Origin of the sequence: Mycobacterium paragordonae, assembly GCF_003614435.1 — a bacterium.
Taxonomy (GTDB): domain Bacteria; phylum Actinomycetota; class Actinomycetes; order Mycobacteriales; family Mycobacteriaceae; genus Mycobacterium; species Mycobacterium paragordonae.
On sequence record NZ_CP025546.1, the window covers coordinates 5,107,462 to 5,123,588 of the forward strand.

The 16,127-nt window shown below is 72.4% G+C and carries 9 protein-coding genes; 3 read left to right on the plus strand and 6 right to left on the minus strand.

Features of this window, described 5'->3' with window-relative positions:
• Window positions 1-20: 20 nt before the first annotated feature.
• Window positions 21-611, minus strand: coding sequence for an SHOCT domain-containing protein (locus C0J29_RS33405; RefSeq protein WP_197748224.1), 591 nt, complete (start codon window positions 609-611; stop codon window positions 21-23).
• 168 nt (window positions 612-779) lie between these two features.
• Between C0J29_RS33405 and C0J29_RS22930 the strand changes: the two genes are divergently transcribed.
• From C0J29_RS22930 to C0J29_RS22940, 3 genes are all read left to right on the plus strand, one after another.
• The gene (locus C0J29_RS22930; protein WP_371872500.1) at window positions 780-2,099 is read left to right on the plus strand and encodes an FAD-binding oxidoreductase; all 1,320 of its coding nucleotides are present in this window, start codon (window positions 780-782) and stop codon (window positions 2,097-2,099) included.
• A 115-nt stretch (window positions 2,100-2,214) separates the two neighbouring features.
• Window positions 2,215-3,456, plus strand: coding sequence for a cytochrome P450 (locus C0J29_RS22935; RefSeq protein ID WP_162951537.1), 1,242 nt, complete (start codon window positions 2,215-2,217; stop codon window positions 3,454-3,456).
• Entirely contained in the window at window positions 3,456-4,052 is a 597-nt protein-coding gene (locus C0J29_RS22940; RefSeq protein ID WP_120793643.1) for a TetR/AcrR family transcriptional regulator, read from the plus strand. Before C0J29_RS22935 ends, C0J29_RS22940 begins: the two co-directional genes overlap by 1 nt.
• Here C0J29_RS22940 and C0J29_RS22945 read toward each other — a convergent pair.
• The 5 genes from C0J29_RS22945 to C0J29_RS22965 form a co-directional block, all read right to left on the minus strand.
• On the minus strand, window positions 4,037-4,747 hold the full coding sequence (locus tag C0J29_RS22945; RefSeq protein ID WP_120793644.1) for a siderophore-interacting protein: 711 nt from the start codon (window positions 4,745-4,747) through the stop codon (window positions 4,037-4,039). The genes C0J29_RS22940 and C0J29_RS22945 overlap by 16 nt on opposite strands.
• A 129-nt stretch (window positions 4,748-4,876) precedes the next feature.
• A complete protein-coding gene (locus tag C0J29_RS22950; protein WP_120793645.1) occupies window positions 4,877-10,798 on the minus strand; it encodes a PE family protein in 5,922 nt (1,973 codons plus the stop codon).
• Between the two features lie 128 nt (window positions 10,799-10,926).
• A complete protein-coding gene (locus C0J29_RS22955; protein ID WP_065163550.1) occupies window positions 10,927-12,063 on the minus strand; it encodes an acyltransferase family protein in 1,137 nt (378 codons plus the stop codon).
• The gene (locus tag C0J29_RS22960; protein WP_120793646.1) at window positions 12,060-13,805 is read right to left on the minus strand and encodes a DEAD/DEAH box helicase; all 1,746 of its coding nucleotides are present in this window, start codon (window positions 13,803-13,805) and stop codon (window positions 12,060-12,062) included. Before C0J29_RS22960 ends, C0J29_RS22955 begins: the two co-directional genes overlap by 4 nt.
• A 63-nt stretch (window positions 13,806-13,868) precedes the next feature.
• A complete protein-coding gene (locus C0J29_RS22965) occupies window positions 13,869-16,022 on the minus strand; it encodes a PE family protein (RefSeq protein WP_120793647.1) in 2,154 nt (717 codons plus the stop codon).
• Window positions 16,023-16,127: the final 105 nt, after the last annotated feature.

Genomic DNA, 16,127 nt, shown 5'->3' on the forward strand with positions numbered 1-16,127 from the left:
CGTCTAAGTCCCTCGACCGTCTAAGTCCCGAGGATCCGGCGCTTCTGCTGCTCGAATTCCTCGTCGGTGAGCACACCGCGGTCTTTGAGGGCGGCGAGTCGTTCCAGCCGGTCGAGGGGGTCTTGGCTCGCGGCCGGCGCTTGCGGCTGCATGGCCTGCATTGCCTGTTCCTGCATCTCGGCGGCCCGGCGCATCATCTCGGTGCGGAAGCCGCCGGGGTCGGACATGGCCTGCCGGATCACGTCGCCCATCGGCATCCCCAGCACCGAGGCACCGCTGAGGTCCGGGCGGTTGGCGGTGATGGCGTCGACCACGGTCTCGGCTGGGGCCTGGTGGTCCAGCTGGATGCGGCTGTGATCCTTCGGGTCGTAGAGCACCGCCAGCCGGGTGCCCGGTCGCGGCCACATCGCTTGGGGCAGCAGCGTTTTGAGGTTTGTTTCGAAGGATGGCTCGTGCTCCGGTGTGACGCGCAGCCGCAACGTCCAACGCACTTCGGTGTTGTTCACCAGGTTCGGGTTGCCGACGGTGACGGAGACGATGGACTGTTCGGCATTGAGCACGTCCGCGAACGCGCGGACACCGACTTTGTTGAGATTCCGCTGTCCGAACAAGTCGAGGCACCTACCTTCGTTGCGTCCCTCCAGCATCCCGAGCGCAGGTGAAGGACCGCTCAAATCTACGCCGATCGGCTGCGGTAATCGGCACGTTGCGGCGGCCGTAGGATCGATCCGGTGAATACCGGTTTGCTGGAGGCGCTGATCGCCGAACTGCCCGAGGGCATGGTGGTCACCGATCCCGCCGTCACCGAGGGATACCGGCAGGACCGGGCGCTGGACCCGTCGGCGGGCAAGCCGCTGGCCGTGGTCCGGCCGCGGCACACCGAAGAGGTGCAGACCGTGGTGCGATGGGCTGCGGCGCACAAGGTGCCGGTGGTGACCCGCGGCGCGGGCAGCGGACTGTCCGGTGGCGCGACGGCGGTGGACAACGGCATCGTGCTCTCGACCGAGAAGATGCGCGACATCGCCATCGACCCGGTGACCCGCACCGCGGTGTGCCAGCCCGGGCTGTTCAACGCCGAGGTGAAGCAGGCCGCTGCCTCGTATGGGTTGTGGTATCCGCCGGATCCGTCGTCGTACGAGATCTGCAGCATCGGCGGCAATATCGCCACCAACGCCGGCGGTCTGTGCTGCGTCAAGTACGGCGTCACGACGGACTACGTGCTGGGCATGCAGGTGGTGCTGGCCGACGGCACGGCCGTCCGGCTGGGCGGGCCTCGCCTGAAAGACGTTGCGGGACTTTCTCTTACGAAGCTGTTCGTCGGCAGCGAAGGAGCGCTCGGGATCGTCACGGAGGTAACCCTGCGGTTGCTGCCGGCGCAGAACGCGTCGAGCATCGTGGTGGCCAGCTTCGCCACCGTCGAGTCGGCCGTCGACGCCGTGCTGGGAGTCAGTGCGCGCCTTCGGCCCTCGATGCTCGAGTTCATGGACCAGGTCGCGATCAACGCCGTCGAGGACACCTTGCGGATGGACCTGGACCGTTCGGCGGCCGCCATGCTGGTGGCCGGTTCGGACGAACGCGGGCGAGCCGGCACCGAGGATGCCGAGCTGATGGCCGCGGTATTCGCCGAACACGGTGCGACAGAAGTCTTTTCGACCGACGATCCGGACGAGGGCGAGGCGTTCGTCGCCGCCCGCCGGTTCTGCATCCCGGCGGTGGAGGCCAAGGGATCGCTGTTGCTCGAAGACGTCGGGGTGCCGTTGCCGGCGCTGGGGGCGCTGGTGACCGGTATCGCCCGGATCGCTGACGAGCGCGACCTGATGATCTCGGTGATCGCCCATGCCGGTGACGGCAACACGCACCCACTGTTGGTGTTCGACCCGGCCGACGCGGCCATGGCCGAGCGCGCCCAGCTGGCCTACGGCGAGATCATGGATCTGGCGGTCGGCCTGGGCGGGACCATCACCGGCGAGCACGGGGTCGGCCGGTTGAAGCGGCCGTGGCTGGCCGACTACCTCGGCCCCGATGTCATGGACCTGAACCGGCGCATCAAGGCGGCGCTGGACCCGGACGGAATCCTCAACCCCGGATCGGGGATCTAGCGCCGTTTCCCGCGGTGCGCCCACTGTGAATCCTGCGACGGATCCGCCGCGTGTCGCGTCGTCAGATTCACTGTCGACGGTTGACACGGTGGACAGTGTGTCGTACCAATAAGACATGACTGCGGTTATGTCTCATGAAGCCCCGGCGAAGTTCGTCCTGGCTACCGCCGAGACCTGGTCCGACCCGTGGCCGATGTACCGGGCGCTGCGGGACCACGACCCGGTGCATCACGTCGTGCCGGCGGGTCGTCCCGACCACGACTACTACGTGCTGTCCCGGCACGCCGACGTCTGGGCGGCGGCCCGCGATCACGAGACGTTCTCTTCCGCGCAGGGCCTGACCGTCAACTACGGCGACCTGGACATGATCGGGCTGCGGGATAACCCGCCGATGGTGATGCAGGACCCGCCGGTGCACACCCAGTTCCGCAAGCTGGTTTCGCGCGGTTTCACGCCGCGCCAGGTCGAGGCCGTCGAACCCAAGGTGCGCGAGTTCGTCGTCGAACGCATCGAGAAGATCCGCGCCCGCGGCGAGGGTGACATCGTCACCGAGTTGTTCAAGCCGCTGCCGTCCATGGTCGTCGCGCATTATCTCGGTGTGCCCGAGCAGGATTGGGCGCAATTCGACGGCTGGACCCAGGCCATCGTCGCGGCCAACACCGCCGAGGGCGGTATCGCCGGCGCGCTGGAGACCGTCGGGGACGCGGTGGGCACGATGATGGCCTACTTCACCGCCTTGATCGAGCGGCGCCGGACCGAGCCCGAGGATGACACGATATCCCACCTGGTCAGTGCCGGCGTCGGTGCGGACGGCGACATCTCCGGCATTCTGTCCATCCTGGGATTCACCTTCACCATGGTCACCGGCGGCAACGACACGGTCACCGGAATGCTCGGCGGCTCAATGCCTTTGCTGCACGAGCGGCCCGACCAGCGGCAGCTGCTGGTGGATGACCCCGGGCTGATCCCGGACGCCGTCGACGAACTGCTGCGGCTCACCTCGCCGGCGCAGAACCTGGCCCGCACGGTCACGCGCGACGTCACGATCGAGAACACCACCATCCCGGCCGGTCGCCGGGTGCTGCTGGTGTACGGGTCGGCCAACCGCGACGAACGCCAATACGGTGAAAACGCGGGCGAACTCGACGTCACCCGCTGCCCGCGCAACATTCTGACCTTCAGCCACGGCGCGCACCACTGCCTCGGGGCTGCCGCGGCGCGGATGCAGTCGCGGGTCGCACTGGGCGAATTGCTCGGTCGCTGCCCTGATTTCGAGGTCGACGTGGACGACATCGTGTGGTCCGGCGGCAGCTACGTGCGCCGCCCACTGTCGGTTCCCATCCGGGTGCGGGCCTGATGGCGGGTGACTGGCTGGGCGACCGGCGCAGTGAAGTCGCCGCGGACCGGATCCTCGACGCTGCCGAGCGGCTGTTCACCGAGCAGGATCCCGCGTCGGTCGGCATGAACGAAATCGCCAGGGCCGCAGGCTGTTCCAGGGCGACGCTGTACCGGTACTTCGACAGCCGGGAATCGTTGCGCACCGCCTACGTACACCGCGAGACGCATCGGTTGGGACGCGACATCCTCGGGCGGATCGAACGCATCGAGGACCCACAGGAGCGGCTGGTGGCCGGGATCACCGCGACCTTGCGGATGGTTCGCGAAAACCCGGCACTGGCAGCATGGTTCGGCTCCACCCGGTTGCCGATCGGCGGTGAGATGGCGGGACAGTCGCAGGTGATCACCGCGCTGGCCTCCGGATTCCTCGCCTCATTGGGCCCCGCGCCAGGTCCCGACGACGCCGCCCTCGAACGCCGAGCGCGGTGGGCGGTGCGGGTGATCATCTCGATGCTGATGTTCCCCGGCCGCGGCGAGGAGGACGAGCGAGCGATGATCGAAGAGTTCGTGCTTCCGGTGCTGGCGCCGGTATCGGCCGGTCAGGCCACCCAATAAGCTTGCGACTTAATGGATTTCCGCGGAATCCCGAAGTCCTCCCGCAGCACCTTGACAACCGAGCGGGTGGTTCGGCTGTCGCAGGCCACCCAGCCGAAATGGCAACCCCCGTCACACGCCGCCGACCGCACCGCTTCCAGCAGCGCCCCGTCCTTGCGGTCCACCCAGGTGATGTCGACGTCGCGCACTACCGGTAGATGCCGGTCGTCGTCGCAGCCGGCCTCCAGGAACACTTGTGCGGGAGCATCGCCGATGGCCGTCAGCAGCGAATTGATCGCGGGCAGTGAGGCGCAGTCACCGACGATGATGTACCCGGCCGGCTGCGGGTCGGGAATGGCGAACTTGCTGCCCATCACGGTCGCCTCGATGGTGTCGCCGGGCTGGGCAGCCCGCGCCCAGTTCGATGCGATGCCGTCGTGCAGCGCGAACTCGATGTCGAAGGTGTCGGCCGCGGGGTTGGGGTTGACCAGCGTGTAGCCGCGTTGGTGTGACTTGTCGCCGTCGGCGAACCACAACCGGATCCACATCGTCGGATGCACCTCATGCGCGGTGAGCAACCCGCCCGCCTCGAAGCTCAACCGGTGGTAGTGCGGGCTGACTTCCTCCCGACCGGTCACGGTGAGCCGATAATCTCCCGCTCGCAGCAGTTTCAGCACTGCCCCGGCAAAACCTCGAGACGCCTTCTGTTCGCCCATCCGTTCCCTGACCCTTCGTCGCTATCGCGTCGTCCAACTTAGGTTAGGGTAACCATCCCAGCCGGATTTAACCCGGGGTGACGGCGACGATGCAGGCCGGAAGGCCCGAGGAGAAGCCGGCGCAATTATCTACGCCGAGCCGGCACCGCCGGAACCACCGGAACCGCCGGACCCGCCGACACCTCCGGTGGAGCCGCTGCCTCCGGTGGGGGCGTCGCCGGTATTGCCCGCGGCGCCAGTGCTGCCACCGGTCCCGGTCTTGCCGCTGGAGCCGGTTCCGCCGACACCGCCGGTGCCTCCGGAGCCGCCGTTGCCGCCGAATCCGCCCAGTTCGCCGCCGGTGCCGTTGCCGCCGACGCCGCCGGTGCCACCCGCGCCGCCCGTGCCGCCGGTCCCGCCGGTGCCGGCCGCGTTCAGGCCGCCCGCCCCACCGGTACCGCCCTTGCCGCCGTGACCGGCGTTCGCGGCGGCGCCGCCACTGGCCGCACCGGCGGCCCCGGCGCCGCCGACGCCACCCTGGCCTCCGGCGCCGCCGACACCGGCGTTGTGGCCGGCGGTAACAGTGGCACCACCCACGCCGCCGCTGCCGCCCTGGCCGCCGGCGCCACCGACACCCGCGGTCCCTCCCGAACCGCCGGTGCCCACCGCGCCGCCGGCGCCACCCAGGCCACCGGTGCCGCCGGTACCGCCGGCGCCCGCGTTATTGCTGCCGTCATCGGCGAACCCGGCGCCGCCGGCACCACCCTGGCCGCCGATCCCGCCGGCGCCTCCCTTGCCGTTGGTGGCTCCGACCACCGCCCCACCGCCAACACCGCCGGCGCCCCCTTGCCCACCGCCGCCACCGGCAGACCCTGCCGCGCCGGTCGCACCCACGGCGCCGATGCCACCAGCACCCCCGGCGCCACCGGCACCACCGGCACCGGCGGTGTTGCCGACCGTGGTGGTCGCCCCGCCCTGGCCGCCTGCGCCGCCCTTGCCGCCGGCTCCTGCCGCTCCGGCGCTACCCCCGGATCCGCCGGTACCCGCCGCTCCGCCGTCGCCGCCGAGACCACCGGCCCCGCCGGTTCCACCGGCGCCCGCAGCGTTGCCGCCGCCTTCATTGGTCCCGGCGCCACCGGCGCCACCCTGGCCGCCGACGCCCCCAATACCGCCCTTTCCGTTGGTAGCCCCGGCCACCGCGGCTCCGCCGGAACCGCCGGCGCCGCCCTGCCCACCGGTACCACCGGACGAGCCCGGAGCGCCGGCGACACCCACCGCCCCGGCGCCACCCGCACCGCCCTGCCCACCGGCTCCGGCGGTGTGGCCGTTGATATTCGTGGCCCCGCCCGCGCCGCCGATGCCGCCTTTGCCGCCGGCCCCGGCCGTCCCGGCACTGCCACCTGACCCGCCACTGCCCAGTGCACCGCCGGCGCCACCGACTCCGCCGGTCCCACCGGTTCCGCCGGCGCCCGCGTTGTCGCTGCCGCTATCGGCGAACCCGGCACCGCCGGCACCACCTTGGCCGCCACCGCCCCCGATGCCACCGTTGCCGCGGACGGCGCCGGTCACCGCGCCACCGCCGGTGCCACCGGCACCGCCCTGCCCGCCGACGCCACCGACAGATCCCGTCCCGTTGGGCCCGCTCGCGGCGCCGGCGCCACCCGCACCGCCCTGGCCTCCATTGCCGCCGGCGCCCGAGGTGTTACCCGCGGTGGCCGTGGCGCCCCCCACGCCGCCGTTGCCACCCAGACCACCGGCTCCGGCCGCGCCCGCGGTGCCGCTGATACCGCCACTACCCGCAGCGCCGCCCACGCCGCCGGCGCCACCGGTCCCGCCGGTTCCGCCGGAGCCCGCATTGTTGCTGCCGCCGTCGGTGAACCCGGCGCCGCCGGTACCGCCCTGGCCGCCGGTGCCTCCGATGCCCCCGTTGCCACTGACGGCGGACCCGACCGCCTTCCCACCGGCGCCACCGGCGCCACCCTGCCCACCGACACCACCGGCAGAGCCCGCAGCGCTCGGCGCGCTCACGGCACCGACGCCACCGGCACCACCCTGTCCTCCGGCCCCGCCCGCACCGGCGACGTCCCCGGCCAGGGTGGCGGCCCCACCCAGGCCGCCAACGCCGCCGTTTCCGCCGGCGCCCGCCGCGCCCGCACTGCCCCCCGTGCCGCCGCTGCCCACCGCACCAGCAGCACCGCCGACACCGCCGGTCCCGCCGGTTCCGCCGGCACCCGCATTGTCGGTGCCGGTATCGGTGAATCCAGCGCCACCGGTACCACCCTCGCCACCGGCACCGCCGGCGCCTCCAACGCCATTCGTGGCCCCGCTCACCGCCGCGCCGCCGGCACCGCCGGTGCCACCCTGGCCACCGACACCGCCTGCGGACCCTACGCCGCTGGGCGTACTCGCGACCCCGGCGGCGCCCTGCCCGCCGGCACCGCCGGCGCCGCCGGCACCCGCGGTGTACCCGGTGGTGGTCACCGCTCCGCCCAGGCCGCCGACGCCGCCCTTGCCGCCGGTCCCAGCAGCTCCGGTGCTGCCCCCGGAGCCGCCGGTGCCCGCCGCACCGCCCACGCCGCCGACACCACCGGTCCCGCCGGTCGCGCCGGCGCCGGCATTGTTGCTGCCGTCATCGGCGAACCCGGCGCCACCGGCACCGCCCTGACCGCCGACACCGCCGGCACCTCCCAGGCCATTCGTGGCTCCGGCCGCCGCATTGCCACCGGCACCGCCGGACCCGCCCTGGCCACCGACTCCACCGGCGGCCGCCGAACCTCCGAGCACGCCGACCGCCCCGGCACCGCCGGCGCCGCCCTGGCCACCGGCACCGCCCGCGCCGCCTGCCTTACCCACGGCCGCTTCGCCACCGACTCCGCCCTGACCACCCGCACCACCAGCGCCGCCGACACCCGCGGAGCTCGCGGTGCCGCCGGTGCCCATCGCGCCGCCCACGCCGCCCACGCCGCCGGTACCACCGCCACCGCCCGCGGTCGCGTCGGTGATCCCGCCATCGGTAAACCCGCCACCGCCGTTTCCGCCGGCACCACCGATGCCGCCCACGCCTCCGGCGCCGACGGTGCCACCGGCGCCCGAATTTCCGCCGGCACCGCCGTGACCACCGGCCCCGCCGTTTCCGCCGGTGCCGCCGTTAACGCCCACCGTGGTGCTCGTCTGACCCTGCAGTCCCGCGCCGCCGGTACCACCTGCACCACCCTGGCCGCCGGTGCCATAGGCGCCATCCACGCCCGCCGCGCCTCCAGTACCGGCCTTGCCGCCGGCCCCGGCAGCACCACCCTGGCCACCGGTGCCTCCGGCGGTCGCCGCGTCGACCCCGTTGTCAGCAAACCCGGTACCACCCTGGCCACCGGCACCACCGGTACCGCCCACGCCGCCGGCGCCGGCCGTGCCACCGGCACCCGAACCACCGCCCGCCCCACCCTGGCCGCCCGCGGCCCCACTACCGCCGGTGCCGCCGGTGACGCCCGCCGTCGTGCTTGTCTGTCCCTGCAGTCCGGCGCCGCCGGTCCCGCCGCCACCACCCTTGCCGCCTGTCCCGTAAGCGCCGTCGACACCCGCCGCGCCACCACTACCGGCCTTACCGCCGGCGCCCGCGGCACCACCCTGGCCACCGTCACCCCCGGCCGTCGCCGCATCGACCCCGTTGTCAGCAAACCCGGCGCCACCCTGGCCACCGGCACCACCGGTACCGCCCACGCCTCCGGCGCCGGCCGTGCCACCGGCACCCGAACCACCGCCCGCACCACCCTGGCCGCCCGCGGCACCAGTACCGCCGGTGCCGCCGGTGACGCCCGCCGTCGTGCTCGTCTGTCCCTGCAGGCCGGCGCCGCCGGTCCCGCCGCCACCACCCTTGCCGCCCGTCCCGTAAGCGCCGTCGACACCCGCCGCGCCACCACTACCGGCCTTACCGCCGGCCCCGGCGGCACCACCCTGACCACCGTCACCCCCGGCCGTCGCCGCGTCCACCCCATTGTCAGCAAACCCGGCACCACCCTGACCACCCGCACCACCGGTACCGCCCACCCCGCCGGCGCCGGCCGTACCACCGGCACCCGAACCACCACCCGCACCACCCTGGCCACCCGCAGCCCCATTACCGCCGGTGCCCCCGGTGACGCCCGCCTTCGTGCTCGTCTGTCCCTGCAGCCCGGCGCCGCCGGTCCCGCCGCCACCACCCTGGCCGCCCGTCCCGTAACCGCCGTCGACACCCGCCGCGCCACCCGTACCGGCCTTGCCACCGGCGCCCGCGGCACCACCCTGACCACCGTCACCACCAGCCGTCGCCGCGTCCACCCCGTTGTCAGCAAACCCGGCACCACCCTGGCCACCGGCACCACCGGTACCGCCCGCCCCGCCGGCGCCGGCCGTGCCACCGGCACCCGAACCACCGCCCGCCCCACCCTGGCCACCCGCGGCCCCATTACCGCCGGTGCCGCCGGTGACGCCCGCCTTCGTGCTTGTCTGTCCTTGCAGCCCGGCCCCACCGGTACCACCGGTGCCACCCTGGCCGCCGGTACCGTAGCCGCCGTCGGGACCCGCCGCGCCGCCGGCCTTGCCGCCGGCACCGGCGGCACCACCCTGGCCACCGTTACCCCCGGCCGTCGCCGCGTCGACCCCGTTGTCGGCGAACCCGGTACCACCCTGGCCGCCGGCACCACCGGTACCGCCGACGCCGCCGCCGCCACTGGCGCCACCCGCGATGGCGGCACCACCGACTCCGCCCTGGCCGCCCGAGCCACCGTTTCCGCCGAGGCCGCCATCGACGGCCGCCGTCGTACTCGTCAGACCCAGCGCGCCCGCACCGCCGGTGCCACCCTGGCCACCCTGGCCGCTCGCGCCGCTCGCTCCGGCGGGACCCAGCAGCCCGCCGGCTCCGCCGGCGCCGGCTACTCCTCCGGTTCCGCCGGTGCCGCCCGTTCCACCGGTACCCGCGTTGCCCACGCCGACGCCACCGGTGCCGCCCTGGCCGCCCTGACCGCCGGCACCGCCGGCCCCGCCGCCGCCACCGATCAGCGAATGAACCGCGCCGCCGAGCCCACCGGCTCCGCCAGTCCCGCCCTGACCTCCGTTGCCACCGCCCGGACCGGTCACCCCAATACCGCCTGCCCCGCCGGCTCCGCCGTCACCCGCGGAGCCGCCGATCAAAGCGGAAACCGTTCCACCCGCGCCGCCGGACCCACCGTCGAAGCCGCCGGCCGCGCCGGCACCGCCCGCGCCGCCCGCTCCCCCGCTGCCGTAGATCACCCCGCTGTTGCCGCCGGCACCACCGGCGCCACCGACACCGGTGGCCCCGGCTCCGCCGGCCCCACCGGCACCGCCGTTGCCGAAGAATCCCGCGGATCCGCCGATACCCCCGGCGGCTCCGGCGCCACCCACGCCTCCGGTGCCGCCGGCGCCGTAGATGAACGAGCCCGCGCCGCCCCGGCCCCCTACCGCGCCGGCACCGCCGACGCCGCCGGTGCCGCCGGTGCCGAACAAGAAGGCGGCAGAGCCCCCGTCACCACCCGCCGCACCGACACCACCGACGCCCCCGGCGCCGCCGTTGCCGAAGAAGATCCCCGCCGCACCGCCGGCGCCGCCGGCCTGGCCGGGAGCGCCGGAACCCCCGTTGCCGCCGTTGCCCAACAGGATTCCGCCGGCGCCGCCGGCTTGACCGGTACCGGGTGCCCCGTTCGTGCCATCGCCGATCAGTGGTCGGTTCAACAGGAACTTGGTCGGAGCATTGATCACCAGCAGAATGTCGTCGACCACGGTCTGCAGCGGGTTGACGCTGGCCGCTTCGGCCGCCCGATAGGCATTGCCCGCACCGGTCAGGGCCTGCACGAACTCGTTGTGGAATGCCGACAGCTGCGTGCTGATCAACGCATAGTCCTGGGCGAAACCGCCGAACAGCCGCGCTATCGCCTCCGACACCTCGTCGGCGGCCGCGGGCAACACCTCGGTAGTCGAGGCGGCCGCCGCCGCATTGGCCTGGCTGATCGTCGCGCCGAGCCCGGCCAGGTCCGCGGACGCCGCCGCAAAGGCCTCGGGTACAGCGATCAAGTACAAGGACATCCCGGCTCCCCTGGCATTCGACGGCACCAAACAGCTCACGATCGTTGCAGAACTCTACGCGTGTCTGATACGGGCCTTGGCCGGAACACGAAAGACTTTGAAAACGCCGAGATTTCGCTGCGGCAGAGCTATCGAACCCGGGTGAACCGGTGTAGCAACCAGGCCAGCGGGACGGTCACCACCACGGTGGCGATGAACAGGTTCAACATCGGGCCCGTGTACACGTGCGCCCGGACGATGTAGACCATCGCGAATTCCATTGTGATCAGGTGGATCAGGAAGATCTCATAGGAGATCTCGCCGAGCCACACCATCGGCCGGCTGGCCAACACCTGCGAATACCAGCCCTGATCTCCCAGGGCCAGCGGCGCCACCGCCAGCGTGGCGATGACCGCGTAGAACCCGGTCTTCCACAGCGCTTCCGGCAGCGAGGCCGGCGAGGTGGTGGGCGCGCCCGCGATCGGAGTGGAGACGATGAAGTAGCAGATCACCGCCAGCGGGATGGCCACGAACGCGTAGCAGCGCACGCCCATCTGCTGCAGAACCGTCAGCATCATGCCGCCCAGGAACCAGGCCAGGTAAGTGGGCAGCCACAGCCGTGCGCCGTCGGGAAAGAACCGGTCTATGTGCACCAGCACCAGCCAGCCCGGGCTGATCAGTGTCAACGCCGCCAGCGCCGCCAGGACCAGCTTGGGCTGCCACCGTCGCCGGCTGAGCAGCACCAGCAACAGGTAGGCCAGCAGCGGCAGCGTCACGTAGAAGGCGGCCTCGACCGCCAGGCTCCACATCTGGGTCAAGCCCTGGTGCAGGTACTTGCCGAGGTAGCCGTCGGTGTAAATCTGTGTCAGCGTGAGGTTTCGGGTCAGACCGAGCCAGCTGTGCCCGGGGTTGGGTCCCGCTTCGCGGTAGTGATATAGCACGTAGGCGAACAGCACGGTGACGACGTAGGCCGGCATGATGCGCCGCACCCGGTTACGCGCGTAGCGACGCACCGACGGCCACGGACTGCCGGTGGCCGCGGATTTGACCCACGGGCGGAACAGCAGGTATCCGGATAGGACGAAGAACATCGGAACGCCGATCTCCATGCGCGCGCCGACCAGACCCCAGTAGCCGTGGGTGTATTTGCCGGTGGTGTAGGCGGCGTGGGTGCCCACCACCAGCAGCGCGGCGACGGCCCGGACTCCGGTGAGCGAAGCGACCCGGTCGACGCCAGCGGTCTGCTCGAGGCCGCCCTGGGCGTCCTCGGCTTCCGACACCGTCATGCGTCGCGCTTCCGGCTCGGCTTTCCCTTGCCGGCGGGTTTTCGCGGGGCGCGGGAATTTTCCCGGCCGCCCGGATGGCTCCGGCCGCCGGCACTGCCGGAGCCCCGGTCCGGCCGCAGGTTGATCAGCACACCCGAAATACGGGTATGTTCAAGCTTTTTCAGCGTTTCCCGGGGCAGCTTCGCCGGAAGTTCCACCATCGAGAAATCGGGCCCGATCGCGATATGACCGAAATCGCTACGGTGCAAGCCTCCCTCGTTCGCGATGGCGCCGACGATCGCGCCCGGGCCGATCCGGTGCCGCTTGCCCACGTCGATCCGGTAGGTCGTGAAAGGCTTTGTTTGCCTTGGCCGTTCGGGGCGCTCGCGACTTTCGTCCCGTTCCTTGCGCTCTTTGCGCCGCTCCGGCGGCGGATCCGGCGAGAGCAGGAAGGCTTCACCGTCGCGAGATTGCAGCGCCAGCGCTGCGGCGATGTCAGCCATCGGCACGTCGTGTTCGCGTTCGTAATCCTCCACCAGCCGGCGGAACAGCTCGATGCCTTGGCTGCCGAGGGCGTCGGTGATCGAGTCGGCGAACTTGGCTACCCGCTGGGCGTTGACATCCTCCACGGTAGGCAGTTCGGCCTCGACAAGTGTTTGCCGCGTGGCCTTTTCGATCGCCTTGAGCAGGTGGCGCTCCCGGGGCGACACGAACAGCAACGCACTGCCGGACCGGCCGGCGCGGCCGGTGCGCCCGATGCGGTGCACATAGGACTCGGTGTCATGCGGGATGTCGTAGTTGAGCACGTGGGAGATGCGCTCCACATCCAGTCCGCGGGCGGCGACGTCGGTGGCCACCAGGATGTCGATGCTTCCGTCCTTGAGTGCCGCGATCGTTCTCTCCCGCTGCCCTTGCGGGATGTCGCCGTTGATGGCAGCCGCGGAAAAGCCTCGGGCGCGCAGTCTTTCGGCCACCTCTTCGGTGGCCTGCTTGGTGCGCACGAAGACGATCATCGCTTCGAACGGCTCGACCTCGAGCACCCGCGTCAGCGCATCCATCTTGCGTGGGCCCGCCACCTGGATATAGCGCTGCGAAATATTCTCGGCGGTAGCCGTTTTCGCTTTAGACGTGACTTCCAGCGGATCGTGCAGGTACTTGGTGGTGATCTTGCGAATGGCCGGCGGCATGGTCGCCGAGAAGAGGGCCACCTGCTTGTATTCCGGCGTTTCGGACAGGATGCGGTCGACCTCTTCGGCGAAGCCCATGGTGAGCATCTCGTCGGCCTCGTCGAGCACCAGGTAGTCCACCCGGGACAGATCCAGCGTCCCGCGCTCCAGGTGGTCGATGACGCGGCCCGGGGTGCCGACGACGACCTGGGCGCCGCGGCGCAGACCGGCGAGTTGCACGCCGTAGGAGGCTCCGCCGTAGATCGGCAGGACGGTCAGGTTCCGCAGTGCCCCGTAGCGGCTGAAGGCCTCGGCCACCTGCAGTGCCAGTTCGCGGGTGGGGGCCAGCACCAGCGCCTGGGTGGCTTTGCTGGTGGTGTCGATCTTGGACAGGATCGGCAGCGCGAAGGCGGCCGTCTTGCCGGTGCCGGTCTGCGCCAGGCCGACGACGTCGGAACCGGCCATCAGCGCCGGGATCGTGGCCGCCTGAATCCCGGTCGGGGATTCATAGCCGACGGCAGCGATCGCACGCACCACATCGGGGTGGATCTGCAGGTCGGCGAAGGTTTCGGGGGGAGAATTCTCCGGGAGGTCCATTTGACATGGGAGTCTAGCCAGTCCCGGTGCCGGACACGCGCCCTCGGGTCGGAGCGGCCCCGGCTACGTCAGGCCGTGCCGCCCGCGTTTGCCGGTCACTTGCCCGGCGGCGCCGCCGGCACCGCCGGCACCATTGGTCGTCCCGTACCCGCCATTGCCGCCGTTGCCGCCGTTGCCGGTCTGACCGGCGTCGCCGCCCTTACCGCCGGCGCCGCCCTGTCCGGTTCCATTCGCAGCCGCCAGACCACCTGCGCCGCCGTCGCCCGCGTTGCCGTATTGGCCGGCGTTGCCACCGGCGCCACCGTGTCCGCCGTTGACGCCCGGCCCACCGGCACCACCGCCGCCACCGAAACCGAACTGGGAGCCGCCGTCACCTCCGGCGCCGCCCGCTCCGCCGGTGCCGCGCGCCGAATATCCGCCGCTTCCGCCGGAGCCACCACTGCCCAGTGCTCCGGTGGCGTCGCCGCCGGCGCCGCCCGCACCACCCGTCTGGATCCCGCTGCCGCCGGCGCCTCCGTTGCCGCCGGGTGCGAACTGCCCGCCGGCCCCGCCGGCACCTCCGGTACCTCCGATGGTGGTTCCGATGCCTCCGGTACCACCGGAACCACCGCCGCCCAACAGCCCGCCGGCCCCGCCCGCGCCGCCGGCGCCGGCCACCCCCGCCCCGGTGCCCACCCCGCTGGAATTCCCGCCGCTCCCGCCGTTACCGCCCAGACCGAACAGCCCCCCGGCCCCTCCGGTACCCCCGGCGCCGCCCGGACCCGCGTAGCCGTAGCCGCCGCTGCCGCCGGCCCCGCCGCTACCGAACCAGCCACCCGCTCCTCCGTGACCACCGGTCTGGCCTGCTCCCCGAGGCCCGATCGCACCGGAGCCGCCCGCGCCACCGGAGCCCATCAGGAGTCCGCCGGCCGCGCCGTCTGCCCCGGTTCCCGGGGCGGCGTTGACGCCGTTGCCGATAAACGGACGTCCGAACACCAACTCGGCGGGCGCATTGAGCGGAGCCAGCGTCTGCTGTAGCGAGCCGTTGAGAATCAAGCCCCCCGCGCCGGCGCTGCCGGAGCCCGTCAGGCCCAGGCCGCCGTTGCCGCCGTTGCCGGCCGTGCCGATCATCGAGCCGGCCCCGCCGGTGCCACCGTGACCGCCGAATCCGGGCGACCCCCCGGCGAACCCGCCTTCGCCGCCCGCGCCGCCGAAGCCGAACGCGGAGCCGGCGTCGCCGCCGCGACCGCCGGCACCCCCGTTGAAGTTCCCGTAGCCGCCGACCCCGCCGGTGCCTCCGTCGCCGTACAGCAGGCCCGCGTGGCCGCCGGCACCGCCGGTGCCTCCGGTGGCCCCGCCTCCCCCGCCGACGCCTCCGGCGCCGCCAAAGCCGAATTGGCCGCTGGCGCTGCCGCCCGCACCGCCGGCCCCGCCAGTGCCGTCGCCGGCCCCGAGTGCGCTGTTGCTGCCGAAGCCGCCGTTGCCGCCCGTGCCACCCGTGCCGAAATCCCCGGCATTCCCGCCGTTTCCGCCGGCACCGCCGAAGCCGACTCCGTTGCCCCCCATCCCGCCGGGACCCCCGACGCCGAAGATGCCCCCGGTACCGCCGTCGCCGCCGGCTCCGCCGACGCCGGCGGTGTTGAAGCCGCCCGTCCCGCCGGCGCCGCCGTTGCCGAACAATCCGGCCGCCCCGCCACTGCCGCCTGCCCCGGACAGGTAGCCCGCTCCACCCGCACCGCCGTTGCCGAATAGCCCGCCGGCCCCGCCGCGACCGCCGGCGAGGTGGTTGGCGCCACCCGAGCCTCCGGCGCCACCGTTGCCGATCAAAATCCCGCCGGGTGCCCCGTCGGCCCCGGAGCCCGGCGCGCCGTTGGCGCCGTTGCCGATCAGCGGCCGATTGACCGTCGCCATCGTGGGCGCGTTGATCGCGTCGAGGACGGGCTTCATCGCCGCGACATTGACGGCCTCGGCGGTGGCGTACGCGCCGGCGCCGGCTTGCAGTTGCGATACGAGCTGACTGTGGAAGGCCGACACCTGTGTGCTGATCGCCTGATAGGTCTGTGCGTGCGAGCCGAACAGCGCGGCGAGGGCCGTCGAGACCTCGTCCTGGGCGGCGGTCAACACACTGGTGGTGCGGCCGGCCGCGGCGGCGTTGGCCGCGGTGATGGTGTCACCTATCCCGCTCAGGTCGCGAGTGGCTGATGTCAGCGCCCCCGGCGCCGCGATGAAAAACGACATTGACCAGCCCTTCGCTGCGACGTGCCTGTTCGGATAGTCCGAGCTGGAGTGATATCCGGTTGCGATGAAGGGATCCCCGAGCATTTATGAAATCCCCTAGCCAGG

Excerpts from the sequence above, each read along its gene's own strand:
- C0J29_RS22930 (WP_371872500.1), top strand. The coding sequence starts at position 780 with ATGGTGGTCACCGATCCCGCCGTCACCGAGGGATACCGGCAGGACCGG.
- C0J29_RS22935 (WP_162951537.1), top strand. The coding sequence starts at position 2,215 with ATGACTGCGGTTATGTCTCATGAAGCCCCGGCGAAGTTCGTCCTGGCT.
- C0J29_RS22940 (WP_120793643.1), top strand. The coding sequence starts at position 3,456 with ATGGCGGGTGACTGGCTGGGCGACCGGCGCAGTGAAGTCGCCGCGGAC.
- C0J29_RS22945 (WP_120793644.1), bottom strand. The coding sequence starts at position 4,747 with ATGGGCGAACAGAAGGCGTCTCGAGGTTTTGCCGGGGCAGTGCTGAAA.
- C0J29_RS22950 (WP_120793645.1), bottom strand. The coding sequence starts at position 10,798 with ATGTCCTTGTACTTGATCGCTGTACCCGAGGCCTTTGCGGCGGCGTCC.
- C0J29_RS22955 (WP_065163550.1), bottom strand. The coding sequence starts at position 12,063 with ATGACGGTGTCGGAAGCCGAGGACGCCCAGGGCGGCCTCGAGCAGACC.
- C0J29_RS22960 (WP_120793646.1), bottom strand. The coding sequence starts at position 13,805 with ATGGACCTCCCGGAGAATTCTCCCCCCGAAACCTTCGCCGACCTGCAG.
- C0J29_RS22965 (WP_120793647.1), bottom strand. The coding sequence starts at position 16,022 with ATGTCGTTTTTCATCGCGGCGCCGGGGGCGCTGACATCAGCCACTCGC.